Raw genomic sequence first — 20,193 nt, forward strand, 5'->3', positions numbered from 1 at the left:
GAATGGGGGAGCGCAAATGAATGAAGATCACTTAGCTTGGCATGAAACCCTTGAACTCCATGAATTAGTAGCTTTTCAAAGCATTGGTTTGATAAAGTTAAAACAAATGTATCCCCAGGTTAGCAATCGAGAACTTCAGCAGCTTTATGGAGAAGCTATACAATCCTTGGAGCAAAACTTGAATGAACTGTTACAATTTTTTCCGTATGCTCCTAGGGAGCCACAAGAAAGAAATGAAAGAGATCCCATGACAGGATTTTATGCTGGAGATTTACTTGGGCTTGCCAAGACAACTGTTCGCAATTATGCAATAGCTATAACAGAAACAGCTACCCCTCAACTTAGAGAGGTGTTTAAAAGACAATTAAACAGCGTTATTGATTTACACGCTAGAGTATTTAGGTTTATGTACCAACGAAGTTATTATCCCTCTTATAATTTAGAAAAACTGTTACAAAACGATGTTCAAAATGCATATAGAGCACTGAATTTATGAGTTACTTCGGAGATTCCGAAGTTTTTTTGTGCTTTAGAAAATGTTTAACAAAGATTAAAGTAGAAGCAAAACTACGACTTCCGCCATAATGACTTGGCGAGAAGCCAAGTTTTTCTAAAAAAGGTAAGAAATAGTTGGCGTTTTTGATGTTTAGCTTCAGCGCTCAGGCGCACACGATAAAGAGGAACTTTTGCTAAAACCGCGAACGTCCTGTCGCAACGCAAAAGTCAACACTTCCTGTGCAATCCAGTTCAGCGTTGTCACAGGACGTACTTCCACACGATGTGGTGACTTCCGTTGCACACTCGTCGCCAAAAACGCCACGTCCTGTGGCATTGGCGACATTAGCACATCCTATGCGTCGACGTGTGCGATCTTAGTAGAAGTTCATTAAAATGAGCTGAACGTCTGATGTCTTCCCTTTCGACTACGGGCCGCAGGCGACCCTGCGCGAAAGCTCCAGAACCTGTAGCGGGCTCCCAGGATGGGAGTCAGTTCGGCGTTGTCACAGGACGTGACGCTCGTAGCCGAACTACCTTCTTTTAAGGCGCTTGCACTTTTCTTATGAGAATAATGTAGATGCATAAAACTTCCTTACGGTAACACATCCTAATATAGTCTTTGGAAGAAAGGAGGTAATAATGAAACATGTCATTGCGTTAATAATAAAAACGATTCTTGTTCTTTTTGTACTGGTTACTATTTTATCTTTGGCAAATGGTTATGGTGTAGGAAATGTAATCGGGCTAGCTATGATTGTTGTTGGAGCAGCATATATTATAGGAGATTTGTTTGTTTTACAATCAACTAATAATTGGGTTTCAACCATTGCAGATGTCGGTCTTTGTACTTTAGTTATATGGATTCTTGGACCATACGTTTTGAATGCTCATGTTCCATTTATTTTAGCTTTCCTTTCCGCTCTTCTTATAGGTGCTGGAGAATGGTTTTTTCACAAATATGTTATTAATGCAGTTATTACTAAAAATCCAAAAGTGTACTCATAATTTGATAATACCACTGCAATTAAAAGGAATGTGAATGAATTTAATTTGAAAGGACAATATTAACCACGGGGGTGAAAAAATGCAACAGCAACCAGCTGGATTAGGTATCCATGAAAAAGCAGAATTACATGAAATGCTTGTGTTTAAAACAAACTGTTTAACTAAATCGAAAATGATGAAAAATCAAGTTCAAGATACAGAATTACAACAATTGCTGGACCAAGATATTCAAGCATCAACAGAAAATATTTCTCAATTACAACAACTTTTACAAGGATAGGGGATAAGTATGCAAAATTTTAATGATAGAGCAGCTGCTACAGATTTATTACTAGCTGCAAAATCTGGTGTTAGAAATTGTGCCTACGCGATTACAGAATCTGCTTCTCCAAATGTAAGACAGGCATTATCACAACAATTGCAGCAGTCCGTTAATTTTCACGAACAAGTCACGAATTATATGATTGATAAAGGGTATTATCACCCATATAACTTGAATGAACAGTTACAAATAGACCAGCAGGCAGCACAGCAAACGATGCAACAACCCAATCAATAGATAACGCCAAAGGGGGCAGCCAGAAAATGCTTCGGCCTGTGACTGCTAGTTTATATTTAAACTAGCTAGTCACAGGCCGTCTCTTTTTGATGGATGAAACACCGTGTGTCCCAAACCGACCAAAAACACCTATGTGCACCGCTGTTGTTTCAGATACGCGTATAAAAAGTTTTTTCAACTAGAATACACTTCGTTTCGCGGGAAACGCTACAGCGTCCTCGTGAGCAAAGACCGCTCACTACGGGTTTATTGGTTGAGAGGTTTGTTCATGATCAAACGCATAATCCATGGTTTAAAATCTACAATACGCTCATATTTTGGATAGACCTCTGTTCCTGCCACAATCATAGGAATTAATGATTCTTGTTTATGCAAAGATCCATGTGCAGCTCCACCTACATGAAGGGGGGAACCTGTATCTTTAAATTCATATCCTGGTTTTGCAGTGATCACTAAATAGCTTCCCTTGTGAGATGTTAGACTGCTTGAAAGGCGTGCAAGCGCATCTGGATAATCTCCGTAGTTTATTTTATGGTTTTTTACTGTAATATCTAGAAGCCTTTCCTCTCCCGAAATCGTCCATGTTTGTTCATACTGATCTTGATATAAACCACCTTTAGAAAAAGTGAATTTTCCATCCTTCTCTCCTGAGACAACATGATTTAAGCCTTGTTCCTGCCATGCAATAATATCTATTCGTTTATCCTGTTTTAAACTTGCCAGAATGCGATTTTTTTTAACTCCATTGCCGAGGCAATAAACAAACGCCATTCGCTGATTCACAGCAAGTGCAATTTGATCTTTGCAGGGGATGGGAATATTATCTTTCATGATGACAAAGTCTTTCAGGATTTTTCTAAGGTTAATGACATAATGATGTTTATTATTGCCCATAGAAGCATGCCCGTTATCAGACAAAACAATCCATGTACACTCCTTAAGGGCTTTCTCCCAACTAGAATATAGATTTAGAAGCTTTTGTAGTTCACGATCGATTTTTTGAATGCCTTTTAAATCCATCGGCCCTTTAAGATGAATACGTAAATCAAGATCTTGAATGACACACATCGTAAATGGGGGAAGTTTGTTTCTTTTTATTAGATATTTCAACTCCTTGCAGCCTGCTTTATAGTTACCAGAAAACGTTTGGGGAGTGCTGGTTAAAGGATGAAACTTTGAAAAGGAACCAAGCGACCATAAAGGCGGGGCCTGGATATCCCATGTTCCATTACATCCAGTCACCCAGCGTAAAATTGTAGGTAGATGGATTTGCTGAACTGTATTTCCCCGATATACAAAGGCATTAATTGAGGCGCTTGCAAGTTTTCTTTCTGATAATTCTTCATGTATTGTTTTTACTTGATTACTTAAATGAATACTGTTTAATTCAAAAAACATATCTTTAACAAACGAGGAAAATCCCGTTTTTATAATTTCTTTTACTCCGGTGCCATAGTTTACTATTCTCTTTTCATCCTCATGGTACCATAGGAGTGCTGGCAGATGATGTTTGTCAGCATACTTTCCGGTTAATAAGGTGCTTTCTATTGTAACCGACATGGTTGGAAAGGCACTGACAACATGAGGAAAGTATCTGCCTCTTTCCATTAAATATTGCAAAGCTGGAGCATGTCCGGTTTGAACAGATTCCTCTAGAGGAGTAGACATTAATGTATCAATAATTAATAAAATAACTGGTTTTGGAGTTGGACTCATCACGAACCCCCGTAAGATATAACATTAAGTTTAGCATGAATAAAATCGAGAGTTTTATGCATCTTACAGAAGGGACAAATTCATATTACAAAAAGGGTACAAATAGAGGTGGAAAATTTGTGGAAATAAAGGTCATGACCTATAACATTCATCATGGTAAAGGTATGGATAAACAAATGGATCTGAACAGAATTGCCGAAGTCATTCAAAAAAGTGATGTGGATATGGTTGGACTGAACGAAGTAGATAAACATTTTTCAAAACGAAGTCATTATCAAGATCAAGTGGATGAACTTGCCAAAAAATTGAATATGTACCAAAGTTATGGTCCTGCTATTTCCTTAAAATCCAAAAATACTATGGTGAAGAGGCAATATGGAAATGCCCTGCTGTCCCGTTTTCCAATTCTTCACACAAAGACGTATTTTTTTCATTTTATACCTTGGTTAACAGAAGGCAGGTCACTACTAGACGCTGAGATTCAAATAAATAAGAAGGTCATTCAAGTTAATGTTACACATCTTAGTCTTCATCCTTTTATTCATAATAGGCAAACGAATTTTATTATGAATCAATGGAAAAAAAAGACTCGCCCCTTGATCATAATGGGAGATTGTAATATGAAACCAGGGTCAAGGGGATGGAAAAAAATAAACAGGCAATTTCAAGATGTTTGGCATGCAGCAGGAAGTGGAGAAGGGCACACCTATTCATCGATTCGCCCGAGATATAGATTAGACTATATATTTACTAGTCCCGAATTACATATTATTGATGCTGAAGTTGTAACAGCAATGCCAATGGCTTCTGACCATTTCCCATTAAAAACGACTCTTTTTATTTGAAGTCTACACTCTGCCAATTAGTTTTGCCGTGAGCTAAAAACATGGAGATGCTGGGGTAACACTTTGAATTGAAAGTCCTGTACTTGGTATTTTTCCCCATCAAGATTAAGGGCTATGGAATCTGGAATAGAAAAATGTCCTGACTGTATTTTGGTATGCCTTATAATAGTAGAATTGTTTGAAAGATGGCACAGTTTAGCTAACAATATCACAAAAAGCAGGATTCGATTTGTTTTTTTACAGGCGAGAAGATGGAAATAACCATTATCATTTGTGGAACTTTTAATAAGGCGTTCAAATGGACCGACTGCGTTTCCATTCATAATTAAAAATAATGATAAATCGGAATGTACTTCATCAGTGGAGACATTTACGGTAATCGGGGTGGATTGTTTTGTCATGAAAAATGTTTTAAGAAAGTAAAGAACATATGCCCATTCCCCTATATAAGATTTAAGCAGAGGTGAGGTTTTATAAGTTATATCTGACAACCAGCCTGCTGATGCAATGTTGACAAAGTATTGGCTGCCAAATTTCCCAATGTCAATCGGTTTTGTATAATTAGTTTCAATGACAGAAAGAGCATGATTTATATTGGATGATACTCCGATATATTGAGCAAATTCATTACTGGTTCCAAATGGAAAAATTCCTATTTGAGGACGGTTTTCTTCTTCGGCTATAATTTGTAAACAATTGTTTATCGTACCGTCGCCTCCTGCGATAAAGATCGCATCCCATTTGTTTGAACATGCATTTTTTAATGCAAGGTCTGCCTTCTCCCTTTCTGTTACCTTTTGTATGAAGAGGGCATAACCCAATTCCCTTAGTTTGGTTGTTATTTTTGGGAAGTTTTTATGGATTTTTCTTTGCCCTGAAAAAGGGTTATATATCATCAGTGCTTGTTTTTCTGATGTATGCTTCATATCACAAACCTCATCTGCCGTGTTTTTAAATCCTCTTCATTTGGTTCTTTTTTAGATTGGACAATATCTTCGTTTTTACACGTTTGTTTTTATAGGAAATCGGTATAATATAGCCTTCACACTTACTTCTCTCTATTTTTGAATAATTTTACCTTCATACACGAAAAATACTCGAAGCAGGATACCTATTCAACTAGCTTATAAAGAGCCATTTTACTCACTTCATTATTTAAACCCAATCCCTAGCTGTTTCAGCAAAATAAAGAGAGGCGTATCGACATGAAAAAGATACTGGTAATGCCTTTTTTACAATTATCAACTGGACATCATCAAGTAGCAAAATCATTTATTTCCTGGCTTAAAATATATGATTCCACAATTAAATGCGAAACTGTCGACATTTTTAGTTATGCCTATGGAAACATGGAAAGCTTGGTTTCAAACATCTATATGAAATCAATTGTTTCCATTCCCTCATTTTATAGCTGGCTCTACAAAAAAAACGCATTTGAAAACCATGAGAAAAACCGGTTTCGTGCCTATGAATTGTTATTCGAACGAGCGATGCTTAAATTGTTGGATGAGCAGCAGCCGGATTGTGTAATCTGTACGCATTGTCTACCTTCTTATATATTAAGCTGCCTCAAGCAAAAGAGAGTTATATCCATTCCGATTGTGAATGTATACACGGATTTTTTTATAAATACGATTTGGGGAAAACAGGGAATTGATTTTCATTTAGTTCCTGACTCTCCGCTTAAACAAGCTTTAATTGACAAGGGGATAAAGGCGGAGGATATTATTGTAACAGGGATTCCCGTACATCCATTGATTAAACGCTCAGAAAAACTAAAAGTATCTAGGTCTAAACGTTTAACCATTCTGGTAAGCGGGGGAAGTCTAGGGGTAGGTCAATTAAAATATTTTCTAGCTGCTATTAAACCAAATAGGTATCTCTATTATAAAATTTTATGTGGTAAAAATATTCAACTGTATCAAATGGTCAAAGCATTGAACCATCCAAGTATTATTCCTTTAAAATATATTGATTCTAGAAGTGAAATGAACAACCTGTATCATCAGGCACACGGCATAATTACGAAACCTGGCGGTGTTACAATAAGTGAAGGTTTATATAAAAAAATACCTCTTTTTTTATATGACCCTTTACCTGGACAAGAGGAGATGAACCTCCAATACTTAACATCACAGGGGTTAGCATTTCATTTTCATAATTGGAAAAAAAAGGGCCCGATCGAAAATCAGATCTTTAATAGCCTGAATTCCCATTCGAAATTAAATGACTTAGAGAATAGATTAAACCAATACCATGAGCAAATTGCTAAGAATCAGCTGCTCACATTTTTTCCTCGCATAATTAATTGATTCTTAAGCTTTTTATTAAGATGACAACTTTATGATTTTGTGTAATAGTTCCGGATGTTTCAAATGAAACTAATAACCTAATACTATGAGAAATGAAAGGAGAGAAAAGAATTTGTCATATGGAAAAAGGGGATAAGAGTGGGGAAAACGGTGGAGGCGGTTAGGTTAAGTAAAGTGAATGTTACGGTGGCAACAGTGTGAGCAATAATCAATGATAATAAGTTTTTAAGTGAAGAACGGAAAAAAGAATGTTAATAGCATTAGGAACGAATTGTCGTTCAAACTGATTTTCTTTAAATTGAAAGAAAATAAAGAAACGGATCGGAATGACGGTATCGAAAACTGCTGGTAAGAGGGTTGATAAAGAAAATAAAATGGATATTTAAAAGAGAAAGATTTACCGAGAAGAATTTGGTATCTTCTTTTGAGGTTTATTTCTAGTTTACATAATATATATTATCAGAAGTAAAATAGAAAAATGATTTCTGTCTCAAAAATTAAGTAAACTTGTGATATTGAGACAGAAAAAATTTTAAACTAAACTTTTGATAATTGCTGTTAACTAAGTCTAATCTTAGTATGTCGGTTATTTATAATAAATCCAAGAATTGTTGTACATCTCTCGACCACAATCACCTTTTTTTCGTAAGTATTCTAAATGAGCCAGTGTTTCTCCGACAGCAAAACGTGTTTCGTGTACATTCAGTTCTTTTTCAAACAATTTTTGGCTGGCTTCATAAACATGACATGGTTTTTTTATGATGGTTTGCAGTTTTGCTAATCGTTCTTCATGGTGTTCTTTTATTTCGTCAATTCGTTCGTTTGCTCCGTAAAATGGTTTTCCATGAGAAGGAATAACATAATCTGCATGCAGCGCTCTTATCTTTTCTAATGACTCAAGATACAATTGCAGCGGGTTTTCTTCGCCGTGAAACCAGTATGATATATTCGGAGTTATTTTGGGCAGAATATGATCCGTGCCAAGCAAAACATTATGTTTCGCATTATAAAATGTTACTAATCCATCTGAGTGCCCTGGAGTAAAAATGACTTCGTATTCATAATGACCAATTCTAACCTTCTCCCCCTCTTCTAAATAGTGATCCACTCTAGGATAAGGGGTTACATAATGAATAAATTCTTCTGTGTTATTTTTCATTTTATTCGCTGTCTCGTCTGGTACACCTGCTAATGTGTAATTTCTGCGAATCTCATTAATAAATCCATCCGTCCATGCATTATATCCCAGGTCTGCATCCGTCTTCGTCATTGAGACCTTGGCACCAGTTTTTTCTTGCAGCCCTCCGGCATATCCAAAATGATCCGGGTGGTAGTGCGTAATAATAATGTTATGAATCTCTTTGTTGTTCAGTTCTTTATCCCACAAATTAACGGTATAGTTGTTATGTAAGCCTGTGTCAATAACAGTCCAACCGTCTTCTCCTTCTGCAAGAAAGCAATACACGTGGTTTAATCGAAATGGCAGATCAATTTTTATCTGCTTGATACCTAGTGTATCGATCATAGAAAAACCCCCAATAATCCATATTTAATAAATTTAATAAAGGTTAAAAATAACTGTCCCCTTTGCTGCCGTCGTTTCGTCTTGTTTGACGGCTTTAACGGTGAAAATAAGTTTTTCTTCCTTTTTATCTGCTAATTCAGCTGTGAGTGTTAATACATCGTCTAAAAACACCATACCGGTAAAACGGGTAGAAAACGATTGAATAAAGCCTTGTTCCATGTATGGCGTGAATAATTTACTGATGTTTCCCATCGTCCACATTCCGTGAGCAATAATGCCTGGAAGTCCTGCTTTTTCGGCTTCTTCATCAATGGTGTGGATCGGGTTAAAATCACCTGACGCACCGGCATATTTAATTAAATCAAGCCTAGAGACAGGAGACAGCGTCACCGAAGAAATGCATTCATTCACATTAAGCTCTGTGATTGCTGTCATAATAATCCTCCCCCTCTCTTGCTTGTTCTGTCAGAACGAGTACTACCTTGGATGTGAAAATATTATTTTCTCGCATGTCTTCTCCAATGTTAATAAGGGTTAGAAAGCCGAGGTGACCGGACGCAGCCCGTTTCTCTCGATAATTTTCGACTTTGGAGTGGCAATATATTTCTTCACCGATGAGTAAAGGTCTTTTGTATTCAAATGTCTGCTCGCCGTGAATTAACCCTGCAACTGGCAGGTGTAAACCGGGAATAGTTCCATACGAAAAAGTGCGAGGAAAAGTCGGAGGTGCTATGTTGTTTTGATATTTTGAGTATTTTCCATATTCTTTATCAACGTAAAGAGGATGAGGATCACCTATCGATCTTGCGAACGCTGCTACTGCCCCTCTTTCTACTTGATTTTCTACTTTTTCTGATTGTTTTCCAATTAAATGTTTATACATCGGGTCATATTCCCTCTTTCTGACGTGATAATAACAAGTTTACACTATTCGGAAAATTCGTTCTAGGAAAGTGCTTACATTATAACGCTCCCTCTGTTTCTAGCTAACAGAGGGAGAAAAACAAAAGCTTATCCTGTCATCGTCGTGCTGAAATAAACAATCCAGGCCATCATAAGAAATCCGATAACCCCTTCCCCCATAATTGATCCTGTTTTTGTTGTTAGTGGTGCTTTAATATAAAACTTAGCAGGATACAATAAAGCAACTCCGCGCGGTGTTAGCATATCAAGCAGTAAATGACTGGCTGCACCGATTGTCAGACCGTACTGAAATGGTGCTGCCCAGTTCTCTTGTACAGCTCCGGAAGCTAGAAATAAAAACACTAAAAATAATAAGCTGTGAGTAAATGTACGATGACCGAATATTTTATTGACCATTTTAGATATTAGACCAAGCCTTCTTCCAATCCAGGAAAAAGGCTGGCATATATCTGGAAGTAATCCTCCGGCTATCGTGCTTCCTATAAATATGGCACCATAAATGCTCTCTAATTGAAAAGGCATAGAATAAAATGCATAACATGCGGCTCCTGCTGCTGCAGCTCCTATAGTATGAGTACCTGCATTCATTTTTGATTAACCTTTCTACTTATCCGTTTGTTTACATAATAATATTATAATAAAATTAGCTGTTTTTCGATTCATTTAGCTTTTGATAATCAATTGTTTTCCAAATTTCTTTTACATTTCCATTTGCCTCTGTATCTATAACAAATGAGCCATTGCTGTATCGATCACTTTTTCTCAGCTGATCAGGATATTCTGCTGTAACTTCTCCGCTCTCTGTTAATATTTGAATAGAATCTTCTGCCTCATCAACTAATTCAAGCCCGACAATGTGGTGAGGCTTGGATTTTAACTCTCTTAACATAACTAAACCTCGTTTTGCACGAGTGCTTCTTTCAAATTCTGTTAAAGGCATTTTTTTCATTGCTCCGCGCTGGGTAACCGCAACGACATAAGTTCTGTTATCAGCTGGATTTGTTATGCTGACGCCATTTATGACGTAATCATTTTCTTTAAGGTTAATTCCTTTCACCCCAGCTGCTCTTTGTCCTACAGGAGATACTTCTTCTTCGTGAAAGCGAAGACCGTAGCCTTTTTGCGTACCTATTAGTATCTCGCTCGTTCCGTCCGTCATTTCAACATTAACTACTTCATCGTCTTCTTTCACTTTGACCGCAACAAGCGCTCTTGAATACCGCTGCGCTCTATACGCAGATAATACGGTTTTTTTCACCATACCGTATTTTGTAAAAAATACGAGGAATTGCTCTTCAGTAAAAGAAGAAACAGGAACTGCTTTAATTAACGAATCATCAGGGTCGAGCTGGACGATATTACCTATATGCTGGCCATTATCTTTCCAACGGATATCAGGCAGTTCATGTATCGGCATAAAAAGGTAATTTCCTTTTTTTGTAAAAAGAAGCAGTGTATTGGTCGTATTTAATTCCTGGAAGAAAAGCAGATCATCCGTTTCTTTCATTCCTGGCGGTTCTTCATTGGATGCAGAATAGGAACGCGGGCTTGTACGTTTCACATATCCTTCTTTTGTAGCGGTAACGATAACATCTTCTGAAGGCACCATAACCTCAAGATCAATTTTCAACTCTTCAATTTTATCTTCTATAACGGTGCGGCGTTCATCGTTGTATGTCTTCTTTACGCGTTCAAGCTGTTTTTTAATAACATTAAGAAGCTTTTTCTCACTCGATAGAATACCTTCAAGTCTCTTAATTTGTTTTTTGAGTTCCTCTGCTTCTTTTTCTAACGTTGTAATATCTGTGTTTGTTAAGCGGTATAACTGCAAAGTAACAATGGCTTCTGCTTGAGCTTCTGTAAACTGAAACTGCTCAATAAGGTTATGTTTTGCATCCTTTTTGTCTTTAGAAGCACGAATAGAAGCAATCACATCATCTAAAATGGAAATCGCTTTGATTAACCCATCTACAATATGCTGACGGTCTCTTGCTTTGTTTAATTCATAACGAGATCTATTGGTAATGACATCTTTTTGGTGCTCGACGTAAGCTTGCAGCAACTGTTTTAACCCCAATAGCTTAGGGGTTTTATGATGAATAGCTACCATATTAAAGCTGTAAGACACTTGCAGATCCGTAGTTTTATATAAGTAATTTAAAATGCCATTTGGATCCGCATCTTTTTTTAGTTCTACAACGATACGCAAGCCTGTTCGATCTGTATCATCACGAACTTCTGCGATTCCATCAATTTTTTTATCAAATCGTATTTCATCCATTTTTTTAACGAGGTTTGCTTTGACCACTTCATAAGGAATTTCGGTAATAACAATTTGCTGTCGTCCGCCTCTCACCTCTTCAATGTCAGCTTTTGCACGGACAACCACTTTTCCTTTTCCGGTTTGGTAAGCTTTTTTAATGCCTTCTACTCCTTGGATAATTCCGCCAGTTGGAAAATCTGGTCCCTTTAAAACGGTCATTAAGTCATCGACCGTACAATTTGGATTATCCATTTCCATAAGGACAGCATCAATAACTTCTCCCAGTTGATGAGGTGGGATATCGGTTGCATAGCCAGATGAAATACCTGTAGATCCATTTACTAATAAATTTGGATACATGGCCGGCAGAACAACTGGTTCTTCTAAAGAATCATCAAAGTTAGGGATGTATTCTACCGTATTTTTTTCAATATCTTTTAAAAGCTCTGCAGAAATCGAAGAAAGTCTTGCTTCGGTATAACGCATAGCAGCTGGCGGATCTCCATCAATGGAGCCGTTGTTTCCATGCATTTCAACGAGTAAATTTCGTCCTTTCCATTCCTGGCTCATCCGCACCATTGCGTCATAAACAGATGAATCACCATGCGGATGATAATTACCGATCACATTACCAACAGTTTTCGCTGCTTTTCGGAACGGTTTATCTGCTGTATTTCCATCCTGGAGCATGGCGTACAAAATCCTGCGCTGCACTGGTTTTAAACCATCTCTTGCATCAGGCAGTGCACGCTCTTGAATAATATATTTACTATAGCGGCCAAAACGGTCGCCAAGGACATCTTCTAACGGTAAATCTAGGTATTTTTCAGCTTCCGCCACCTTTTACTCCTCCTCGGCAAAATGAAGGTTTTCGTTTTCTAAGATATTCGTTTCTTCTTCGAGGCCAAATGCGACATGGGATTCAATCCATTTTCGTCTCGGTTCAACTTTATCTCCCATTAAAGTAGTCACCCGTTTATCAGCCCGGGCAAGGTCTTCGACTGTAACTCGGATTAGTGTTCTTGTGTCTGGATTCATCGTCGTTTCCCATAACTGCGTAGCATCCATTTCCCCGAGCCCTTTATAACGTTGAATGGCATAGCCTTTTCCTACTTTATTAATAGCTTCTTTAAGACCGTCTTCATCCCAAGCATATTCGATTTTTTGTTTCGCTCCGCTTCCTTTGCTGACTTTATACAATGGAGGAAGCGCAATATATACTTTGCCTGCTTCTACAAGCGGTCTCATGTAACGGTAAAAGAAAGTAAGCAAAAGCACCTGGATGTGAGCACCATCCGTATCGGCATCTGTCATAATGACTACTTTGTCATAGTTACGGTCTTCCATCGAGAAATCTGCACCAACGCCTGCTCCGAGCGAATAAATAATCGTGCGTACTTCTTCATTTTTCATAATGTCATCAAGTTTTGCTTTTTCTGTATTTATGACTTTTCCTCGAAGCGGCAAAACAGCCTGGAACTTACGGTCTCTTCCCTGTTTGGCAGACCCCCCCGCAGAGTCGCCCTCGACTAAATACAATTCGTTTCTTTCTGGGTTTTTTGATTGTGCTGGTGTAAGTTTTCCGCTTAACAGCACATCTTTTTTGCGGCTCTTTTTGCCGCTTCGTGCTTCTTCGCGTGCTTTTCTAGCCGCTTCTCTAGCTTGTGCAGCTTTAATAGCTTTTTTAATAAGCATACCGCTTACGGTAGGGTTTTCTTCAAAGAAATAGGTCAGTTTATCTGAGACCACTTGATCAACGGCAGAACGTGCTTCTGTGGTGCCGAGCTTTCCTTTTGTCTGTCCTTCAAATTGAAGCATGTTCTCTGGAACCTTAATGGATACGACCGCTGTAAAACCTTCCCTTATATCTGAGCCGTCAAGGTTTTTATCTTTTTCTTTTAAGAAATTCATTTTTCTTGCATATTCATTTACCGCTCTGGTCATGGCTGTTCTAGCTCCTGATTCGTGAGTGCCACCATCTTTTGTGCGTACGTTATTAACAAATGACAAAACATTTTCGGTGTAGGCATCGTTAAATTGAAAAGAAAATTCAACGTCTATATCCTGGCTCGTTCCTTCAAAATAAACAACCGGATGCAGCACTTCCTTGTCTTCATTTAGGTATTCTACAAAAGCTTTAATTCCGGTTTCATACGAAAATGTTTCCGTCTCTTTTTCGTCATGTCTCTCATCGGTAAGCCGTATGCTTACTCCGTTTAATAGAAAAGCAGCTTCGCGCAGCCGTTCTGCCAGCGTTTCATATTGATAGGTCGTCGTACTAAATACATCAGAATCTGGCTTAAAACGAATAATGGTTCCCGTTTTTTTTGTATTCCCTTGTTTTTTTAACGGTGTAACCGGCTGTCCGCCATGAGCGAATTCTTGATAAAAGATTTCACCATCACGATGAATTGTGACAGTCAGCCATTCCGATAGAGCATTGACTACAGAAGCCCCCACTCCGTGCAGTCCCCCGCTCGTTGCATAACCGCCCTGACCAAATTTGCCCCCGGCATGTAATACGGTGAAAATTACTTCCGGTGTAGAACGGCCTGTGCGGTGCGTGCCTGTAGGAATTCCTCTGCCTTCATCGGCCACGGTCACACTGTTGTCTTTATGAAGAATAACATCTATCGTATCACCAAACCCAGCTAGGGCTTCGTCGACTGCATTATCTAATATTTCAAACACCAGATGATGAAGACCGCGTGTGTCCGTGCTGCCAATATACATCCCTGGCCTTTTTCGGACAGCATCAAGTCCTTCTAACACCTGAATAGCATCATCGTTATAATCAAAAGCTTGTTTCAATGGCGTGTTCTCCTTTCTGGAAAAAAGCAAAACCTGTAATCTACACTATAACATACCATAAATAGAACGTATGTTTCATCCTTCAATTTGTAATATGTATTCTTATTCTATCGTTCTTAGGAAAAATGTTAACCCTTCTTTATTAATAACAATGCAAAAAGAAGCGCTCATGTTAAAAAAATGAGCGCCAATTTTAACGATTACATTGTTTTTGCATGTTCTACTTTTATACATTTATCCATAATAACTGTCAAGCCGGCATCTTTTGCGATATGATAGGCTTGTTCATTTTCTAAGCCAAGCTGCGCCCAGAAAACGTCAGCATTTGTTTCGGCTGCGTCTTTGGCTACCCCGGGGAGATGTTCGCTGCGCCGGAACACATTAATAATATCAATGGGCTCCTCAATTTCCTGGAGAGAGGCTGCTGCTTTTTCTCCTAATACTTCTGTTGCTTTTGGATTAACAGGAATAATTTTATAGCCTGCATTCTGCATGACTTTACTCACTTGATAAGAAGTGCGGGAAGGATCCTCAGATAATCCCACCACTGCAATCGTTTTGCTTTCTTTTAAAATGTTTTTAATTTCGTTTTGCGCTGGGTATTCTAGCTTGCTCATCTTATCTCCTCCTTTAATAAAGTTAAGGTAAAAACCCATTCTTTGTAAGATACTCTTTTGCTACAGCACTTGGGTCTTTGTCTTCATAATCGACCATGTAATTCATTTCCTGCATTTCTTCATTTGTAATTCTGCCTGATAATTGATTTAAAATGTCCTCAATCTGCGGATGTTCATCTAATGTTTCTTGTTTAAGCAATGGTGCTCCTTGGTATGGAGGAAACAAATTTTTGTCATCTTCTAAAATGAATAAGTCATATTCTACCATATCAGCGTCTGTGGAATACGCATCAATGAAATCAACTTCTCCTGCTTCAACGGCACGGGTGCGAAGACCTTGATCCATCGTTTCTACGTTATCAAAAGAAAGCCCATACACTTCCTGCATGCCAATATAACCATCTTCTCGATCGGCAAACTCAAAAGTAAATCCAGCTGTCAGCTCTTTCGTATAGTCTTCCATGTCTGATATCTTCTCTATTCCAAGCTCTCTTGCTTTTTCTTCTTTCATGGCAATAGCGTAGGTATTATTAAATTGCATCGGTTCGAGATAAGCCATATTATACTTGGAACTCATCCCATTTCTAGCTTGTTCATACACTTCTTTTTCATTGCTTCCAGGATCAGGCTGTCTATCTAACAAAGCAGTCAGTGCCGTTCCTGTAAACTCAAGATACATATCTACTTCATCAACGGTTAATGCGTTAAACGCCATGTCTGTACTTCCAAACCCGGATTCAACAGTGACGGAAATATCTGTTTCTTCTTCGATTAAGTGTTTATACATGTTCGCAATTATTTCTGGTTCAGCCCCCACTTTTCCTCCTATCACAAGCTCTGATTTTTGATGAAAGGAAAAAAGAGGGATAATGACGACAAGGATAGAGACGGTAAGAACGACGATAATAGGAGTTAGTGCTTTTCCTTGCGATGTTCTCTCGGTCATTCGCAATATAAAATCGAAAAATAGAGCCAACAGAGCTGCTGGTATCGCACCGAGCAGAATATAAGCGTTATCGGCCCGGTCAATCCCTGTCATAATAAAATCACCGAGACCTCCTGCACTGATTAAAGCAGCCAGCGTAGCAGTACCGACAATTAAGACCATTGATGTGCGAATACCTGCCATTATGACAGGAATAGCCATGGGCAGTTCAATTTTTCGAAGCCGCCGAAACGAGCTCATTCCCATCCCCGTTGCTGCTTCTTTTATGGCTGGATCGACTCCTTTAATGCCGGTATATGTGTTTCTTAAAATCGGAAGAAGGGCGTATGCCGTTAACGCAACAACAGCTGGAAACGTACCAATTTGATTTAATAGCAATATCATAAATCCGAGCAGTGCGAGACTCGGAATCGTTTGCAGTACTGCTGCTGCACCAATGATCGGTTCGGCAATTCTTTGTTTTCTTGATAAATAAATGCCAAGCGGGACCGAAATTAATACTGCACAAAGAAGAGAAAATAAGGACATATGGACATGTTCCCACATTAACGTCCAAAATGTGTCCTGTCTTTCTTGGAATAGTTCTATCATAGCTTGATAGGTTCCCATTTCACATCGACTCCCTTTCTAAAGGGCCGTTTACGTCTTTTAGGTAGCGAACAATATCTTTATAGCTTAAGACACCTATTAACTTGCCCTCTTTAATAACAGGAAGAGCGTCCGCGTCCGTTTTCTCAAAATCATAAACCGCTTCCTGCAGCATAGTCTCCGGAGAAATGGAAATATCATGGTCGACAATTTCTTTTCCTTGTCTGCGGCCAAGAAACTGATGATTCGCACCAAAAATATATAAGGGAGCCGTATACAAGGGGAGTTCATTTAGGCTGTCTAGACTTGCAATGAATTCGCTGTGCGGGTCCATTATTTCAGAGACCGGTGTTTCCCATTCGTTTTTTTTGTCTCCGATAAATTCTTTTACAAACGTGTTTGCCGGCTGTCTTGTTAATTCGCGGGGCGTTCCTGCTTGTACGATTTTTCCTTCATTCATTAAACAAATTCTGTCACCTAAAGCGAACGCCTCGTCGATGTCATGTGTCACAAAAACAATTGTTTTTTGAATATCTGTTTGCAGCTTACGGATATCTTTTTGAAGCTGTTCTCTTGTGAGGGGATCAAGCGCACTAAATGGCTCATCCATAAGTAGAATGTCCGGGTCTGCCGCTAAAGCACGTACTACTCCTACCCGCTGCTGCTGACCGCCGGATAACTCTGTTGGTTTTCTGTTTTTATATAATGAAGGGTCCAAGCTTACCATATCGAGAAGTTCATCTACTCGTTTTTTTGTTTTTTGTTTGCCCCATTTTTTCATGTCAGGAACGACTGATACATTTTCTTCTATGGTCATGGTTGGAAAAAGTGCGATTTGCTGCAAGACGTAGCCTGTATTCCAGCGAAGCGCTTGCGTGTTCCAATCGCGAATATCTTTTCCTTCAATGAAAATTTGGCCGTTTGTCGGTTCTATTAAGCGATTAATCATTTTTAACGTAGTCGTTTTTCCGCATCCGCTAGGACCTATTAGTACAAACAATTCTCCTTGATTAATCTTCAGGTTGAATTCGTGAACTGCTTTTGTTCCGTCTGCAAAATGTTTGGTAATATTTTTAAATTTGATCATAGATTGCGACCTCTTTTCATCAAAACAAATCATACATTTGTATTTCACATTTCTTTACCGTTCAAACCCTTCTTTTCCTAGAAAACTTGAGTTCTTCCCTCTTGTAAAGAAACCGTCTAAAAACGCCGCATCCTGTGACACCTGCGCTAGTAGGTTTTATCCAAGCAAAAAACCTGCCAGAATTTCTGACAGGTTTTTGTTCCACTGATAGGAAAGCATAAAATTCTAGCGTGGGTGAATCATCGACGTCGTCAAAATGTTGAGAAAATCAGTATAAGTGCAACTAGGCAATCACCTTCGCCTAAAGGCTTGAAGCCAGCCAACTTTTCTTAATTATATGACAACACCGCCATCGACGCTTAATACGGTTCCTGTTATAAAACGAGCTTCGTCTGAAGCGAGAAATGCATATGCATTCGCGATATCTTCCGGACGGCCAAGTTTATTTAATACAGATTTTTCTTTCATTGTATTTAATACTTTTTCAGGCATTTTTTCCGTCATTGGTGTTAGGATAAAACCTGGAGCAACAGAATTTACTCGGATATTATAGCGGCCAAGCTCTTTTGCCCACGTTTTTGTCATACCGTTCATCCCGAATTTGGTCGCTGCATAATTGGTTTGCCCAAAATTTCCGTAAAGGCCTACTACAGAAGATGCATTTAAAATAACTCCGCTGCTTTGTTCTTTCATTTGCGCGGCTGCTGCTTGGGTCATTAGAAAAACGCCTTTTAAATTAACATCTATTACGTTATCCCACTGGTCTTCTTCCATTTTTAAAAGCTGGGCATCTGCTGTAATTCCTGCATTGTTTATGAGAACATCCACAGTACCAAAGTGTTTAACAGCGGATTCGATGCTATTTTGGGCAGAATCTTTTTTCGTAACGTCTGCTTCTACTCCTACGACTTTCCCTTCATAAGCTGAAAAAGAATTTGCCATTTGCTCAACCTCTTCTTGTTTCAAATCTACTAATACAACATTTGCTCCTTCTGTTAAAAACTTTTCTGCGGTGGCTGCTCCAATGCCGCGTGCTCCGCCTGTAATGACGACTGTTTTATTTTCTAGTTTCATCTTATCTTCCTCCTGCTTTCTCATTATTTAGGAATGTTTAACTTGTTACAGGGTAAGAAAAACTACAGGTTCGGCCATAGAAACTTCACGGCAAGGTGAGTTTTTCTAATGTTTATACCAATCCGACGGATGCTAGAAGAATAGCAACGATAACAGATAGAACCGGAATGCCTACAGCAACGACAAAAATATCTTTGTAGCAATCTTTATGAGTCATACCGGTAATGGTTAAAAGTGTAAGTACAGCACCGTTATGAGGAAGCGCATCCAAACCGCCGGAAGAAAGAGATGCTACACGGTGAAACGCTTCTGGGTCGATTCCTGTATTCATAGCCATTTCATAATATCTTGCCCCCAGTGCTTCAAGAGCAATTCCCATTCCGCCGGATGCAGATCCAGTAGCACCTGCTAAAATATTAACCGCAAACGCTTCGGAAATGAGCGGGCTTCCTTTTACTCCCATCAATATTTCAGTGAGTCTTTCGAACCCAGGCACTGCTTGGACTACGGTCCCAAATCCAACGGCTGCACTGGTGTTAATGATCGCTGTGACAGAACCAGCAGCTCCAAGATTAATCGCCTTAACGAAATGTTTAAATTTTGTTAGATTCAATAGCATTATTAACACAATGCCAGAAACAAGGGCGACTACAATATCCCAGCCGAGCAAATTCAGCGTAATAAGCACAGTTAAAAGCGGTAAAAGAGATAATAGAAAAGGCGGATCTTCTCCTTTTACATCGACAATTTTTTTATCTTTTGGTTCAGTGAATACTTCGCCAGCTTTTGTCATACTCCTTTCACGCCAGCGCAAATAAACATACCCACCAACTGACATGACACCGCCTGCTGCAATTCCCATTATTGGTGCTGCTGTGGCAGACGTATTAAAGTATTCTATCGGAATAAGGTTTTGAATCTGCGGTGTACCGGGTACGGCTGTCATCGTAAATGTAAAGGCTCCAAGTGCCACTGTAGGCGAAATTAATCTTCTGCTGATGTTTGCTTCACGAAATAAAGTTAACGCTAGTGGATAGACAGCAAACACAACCACAAACAAACTAACACCGCCATATGTTAAAACGGCGGCCGAAACGAGCACTCCTAAAATAGCTCGTTTCGTGCCGATTAGTTTTGTTAATGCAACAGCAACCGATCTTGCCATTCCCGTGTCTTCCATCAACTTTCCAAACACAGCCCCGAGCATAAATACAGGAAACCAATCCTTTGCAAAATTAACAAATCCGCCCATATACGTATCTTTATAAGCATCTAATAAATCCAGTCCGCCGGTAAGAGCCACTACTCCGGCCGCAATCGGAGCCACCCAGATAATAGACCAGCCGAGGTAAGCCAGCACCATTAATACAATGAGTCCTAGTAATATACCAAACAATGAAAATTCCTCCTTTATGTTAAGCCT

At 38.9% G+C, this 20,193-nt stretch carries 19 protein-coding genes; 6 read left to right on the forward strand and 13 right to left on the reverse strand.

Going from position 1 to position 20,193, the window contains the following annotated elements:
- The first annotated feature begins 16 nt into the window (after nucleotides 1-16).
- The 4 genes from FZF09_RS09535 (at nucleotide 17) to FZF09_RS09550 (ending at nucleotide 2,062) form a co-directional block, all read left to right on the forward strand.
- On the forward strand, nucleotides 17-496 hold the full coding sequence (locus FZF09_RS09535; protein ID WP_158736359.1) for a spore coat protein: 480 nt from the start codon (nucleotides 17-19) through the stop codon (nucleotides 494-496).
- Between the two features lie 641 nt (nucleotides 497-1,137).
- Nucleotides 1,138-1,503: a DUF2512 family protein gene (locus FZF09_RS09540; protein WP_158736360.1), complete on the forward strand. Its 366-nt coding sequence runs from the start codon at nucleotides 1,138-1,140 to the stop codon at nucleotides 1,501-1,503.
- 79 nt (nucleotides 1,504-1,582) lie between these two features.
- Nucleotides 1,583-1,783 (forward strand): spore coat protein, encoded by a 201-nt coding sequence (locus tag FZF09_RS09545; protein ID WP_158736361.1) that lies wholly within the window; start codon nucleotides 1,583-1,585, stop codon nucleotides 1,781-1,783.
- A gap of 9 nt (nucleotides 1,784-1,792) precedes the next feature.
- A complete protein-coding gene (locus FZF09_RS09550; RefSeq protein ID WP_158736362.1) occupies nucleotides 1,793-2,062 on the forward strand; it encodes a spore coat protein in 270 nt (89 codons plus the stop codon).
- Between the two features lie 246 nt (nucleotides 2,063-2,308).
- Here the strand turns inward: FZF09_RS09550 and FZF09_RS09555 are convergent, their stop codons facing one another.
- On the reverse strand, nucleotides 2,309-3,778 hold the full coding sequence (locus tag FZF09_RS09555) for an alkaline phosphatase family protein (RefSeq protein ID WP_158736363.1): 1,470 nt from the start codon (nucleotides 3,776-3,778) through the stop codon (nucleotides 2,309-2,311).
- 119 nt (nucleotides 3,779-3,897) lie between these two features.
- Between FZF09_RS09555 and FZF09_RS09560 the strand changes: the two genes are divergently transcribed.
- A complete protein-coding gene (locus FZF09_RS09560) occupies nucleotides 3,898-4,623 on the forward strand; it encodes an endonuclease/exonuclease/phosphatase family protein (RefSeq protein ID WP_233269464.1) in 726 nt (241 codons plus the stop codon).
- 17 nt (nucleotides 4,624-4,640) lie between these two features.
- Here FZF09_RS09560 and FZF09_RS09565 read toward each other — a convergent pair whose 3' ends face one another.
- A complete protein-coding gene (locus tag FZF09_RS09565; RefSeq protein ID WP_158736364.1) occupies nucleotides 4,641-5,549 on the reverse strand; it encodes a YegS/Rv2252/BmrU family lipid kinase in 909 nt (302 codons plus the stop codon).
- A 279-nt stretch (nucleotides 5,550-5,828) separates the two neighbouring features.
- Between FZF09_RS09565 and FZF09_RS09570 the strand changes: the two genes are divergently transcribed.
- On the forward strand, nucleotides 5,829-6,935 hold the full coding sequence (locus FZF09_RS09570) for an MGDG synthase family glycosyltransferase (protein ID WP_158736365.1): 1,107 nt from the start codon (nucleotides 5,829-5,831) through the stop codon (nucleotides 6,933-6,935).
- Between the two features lie 586 nt (nucleotides 6,936-7,521).
- On the opposite strand, the gene FZF09_RS09575 is transcribed toward FZF09_RS09570, so the two are convergent.
- The 11 genes from FZF09_RS09575 to FZF09_RS09625 form a co-directional block, all read right to left on the reverse strand.
- Nucleotides 7,522-8,460, reverse strand: coding sequence for an MBL fold metallo-hydrolase (locus tag FZF09_RS09575; RefSeq protein WP_158736366.1), 939 nt, complete (start codon nucleotides 8,458-8,460; stop codon nucleotides 7,522-7,524).
- A 33-nt stretch (nucleotides 8,461-8,493) separates the two neighbouring features.
- Nucleotides 8,494-8,895: a MaoC/PaaZ C-terminal domain-containing protein gene (locus FZF09_RS09580; RefSeq protein ID WP_158736367.1), complete on the reverse strand. Its 402-nt coding sequence runs from the start codon at nucleotides 8,893-8,895 to the stop codon at nucleotides 8,494-8,496.
- Nucleotides 8,873-9,343, reverse strand: a complete 471-nt coding sequence (locus FZF09_RS09585) for a MaoC family dehydratase N-terminal domain-containing protein (RefSeq protein WP_158736368.1) — start codon at nucleotides 9,341-9,343, stop codon at nucleotides 8,873-8,875. Before FZF09_RS09585 ends, FZF09_RS09580 begins: the two co-directional genes overlap by 23 nt.
- A gap of 128 nt (nucleotides 9,344-9,471) precedes the next feature.
- Nucleotides 9,472-9,972: a metal-dependent hydrolase gene (locus FZF09_RS09590; RefSeq protein WP_158736369.1), complete on the reverse strand. Its 501-nt coding sequence runs from the start codon at nucleotides 9,970-9,972 to the stop codon at nucleotides 9,472-9,474.
- Between the two features lie 55 nt (nucleotides 9,973-10,027).
- Nucleotides 10,028-12,487 carry a DNA topoisomerase IV subunit A gene (gene parC, locus FZF09_RS09595; protein ID WP_158736370.1) on the reverse strand — a complete coding sequence of 820 codons (2,460 nt, stop codon included), beginning with the start codon at nucleotides 12,485-12,487 and terminating at the stop codon, nucleotides 10,028-10,030.
- 3 nt (nucleotides 12,488-12,490) lie between these two features.
- Entirely contained in the window at nucleotides 12,491-14,458 is a 1,968-nt protein-coding gene (gene parE, locus FZF09_RS09600) for a DNA topoisomerase IV subunit B (RefSeq protein ID WP_158736371.1), read from the reverse strand.
- A 200-nt stretch (nucleotides 14,459-14,658) separates the two neighbouring features.
- Nucleotides 14,659-15,075: a CoA-binding protein gene (locus FZF09_RS09605; protein ID WP_158736372.1), complete on the reverse strand. Its 417-nt coding sequence runs from the start codon at nucleotides 15,073-15,075 to the stop codon at nucleotides 14,659-14,661.
- Nucleotides 15,076-15,097: 22 nt separating this feature from the next.
- Complete coding sequence (locus tag FZF09_RS09610; protein WP_158736373.1) at nucleotides 15,098-16,630, reverse strand: ABC transporter permease/substrate-binding protein; 1,533 nt, start codon at nucleotides 16,628-16,630, stop codon at nucleotides 15,098-15,100.
- 1 nt (nucleotide 16,631) lies between these two features.
- A complete protein-coding gene (locus FZF09_RS09615) occupies nucleotides 16,632-17,696 on the reverse strand; it encodes an ABC transporter ATP-binding protein (RefSeq protein ID WP_158736374.1) in 1,065 nt (354 codons plus the stop codon).
- Nucleotides 17,697-18,029: 333 nt separating this feature from the next.
- Nucleotides 18,030-18,770: a 3-oxoacyl-[acyl-carrier-protein] reductase gene (gene fabG, locus FZF09_RS09620; RefSeq protein WP_158736375.1), complete on the reverse strand. Its 741-nt coding sequence runs from the start codon at nucleotides 18,768-18,770 to the stop codon at nucleotides 18,030-18,032.
- Between the two features lie 112 nt (nucleotides 18,771-18,882).
- The gene (locus FZF09_RS09625) at nucleotides 18,883-20,166 is read right to left on the reverse strand and encodes a GntP family permease (protein WP_158736376.1); all 1,284 of its coding nucleotides are present in this window, start codon (nucleotides 20,164-20,166) and stop codon (nucleotides 18,883-18,885) included.
- Nucleotides 20,167-20,193: the final 27 nt, after the last annotated feature.

This window comes from Alteribacillus sp. YIM 98480, from assembly GCF_009765375.1.
In the GTDB taxonomy this organism is placed as follows: Bacteria; Bacillota; Bacilli; order Bacillales; family Marinococcaceae; genus Alteribacillus.

What these genes read in the sequence shown, in the direction of transcription:
- FZF09_RS09535 (WP_158736359.1), top strand. Translation starts at nt 17, where the DNA reads ATGAATGAAGATCACTTAGCTTGGCATGAAACCCTTGAACTCCATGAA.
- FZF09_RS09540 (WP_158736360.1), top strand. Translation starts at nt 1,138, where the DNA reads ATGAAACATGTCATTGCGTTAATAATAAAAACGATTCTTGTTCTTTTT.
- FZF09_RS09545 (WP_158736361.1), top strand. Translation starts at nt 1,583, where the DNA reads ATGCAACAGCAACCAGCTGGATTAGGTATCCATGAAAAAGCAGAATTA.
- FZF09_RS09550 (WP_158736362.1), top strand. Translation starts at nt 1,793, where the DNA reads ATGCAAAATTTTAATGATAGAGCAGCTGCTACAGATTTATTACTAGCT.
- FZF09_RS09555 (WP_158736363.1), bottom strand. Translation starts at nt 3,778, where the DNA reads ATGAGTCCAACTCCAAAACCAGTTATTTTATTAATTATTGATACATTA.
- FZF09_RS09565 (WP_158736364.1), bottom strand. Translation starts at nt 5,549, where the DNA reads ATGAAGCATACATCAGAAAAACAAGCACTGATGATATATAACCCTTTT.
- FZF09_RS09570 (WP_158736365.1), top strand. Translation starts at nt 5,829, where the DNA reads ATGAAAAAGATACTGGTAATGCCTTTTTTACAATTATCAACTGGACAT.
- FZF09_RS09575 (WP_158736366.1), bottom strand. Translation starts at nt 8,460, where the DNA reads ATGATCGATACACTAGGTATCAAGCAGATAAAAATTGATCTGCCATTT.
- FZF09_RS09580 (WP_158736367.1), bottom strand. Translation starts at nt 8,895, where the DNA reads ATGACAGCAATCACAGAGCTTAATGTGAATGAATGCATTTCTTCGGTG.
- FZF09_RS09585 (WP_158736368.1), bottom strand. Translation starts at nt 9,343, where the DNA reads ATGTATAAACATTTAATTGGAAAACAATCAGAAAAAGTAGAAAATCAA.
- FZF09_RS09590 (WP_158736369.1), bottom strand. Translation starts at nt 9,972, where the DNA reads ATGAATGCAGGTACTCATACTATAGGAGCTGCAGCAGCAGGAGCCGCA.
- FZF09_RS09605 (WP_158736372.1), bottom strand. Translation starts at nt 15,075, where the DNA reads ATGAGCAAGCTAGAATACCCAGCGCAAAACGAAATTAAAAACATTTTA.
- FZF09_RS09610 (WP_158736373.1), bottom strand. Translation starts at nt 16,630, where the DNA reads ATGGGAACCTATCAAGCTATGATAGAACTATTCCAAGAAAGACAGGAC.
- FZF09_RS09615 (WP_158736374.1), bottom strand. Translation starts at nt 17,696, where the DNA reads ATGATCAAATTTAAAAATATTACCAAACATTTTGCAGACGGAACAAAA.
- fabG (WP_158736375.1), bottom strand. Translation starts at nt 18,770, where the DNA reads ATGAAACTAGAAAATAAAACAGTCGTCATTACAGGCGGAGCACGCGGC.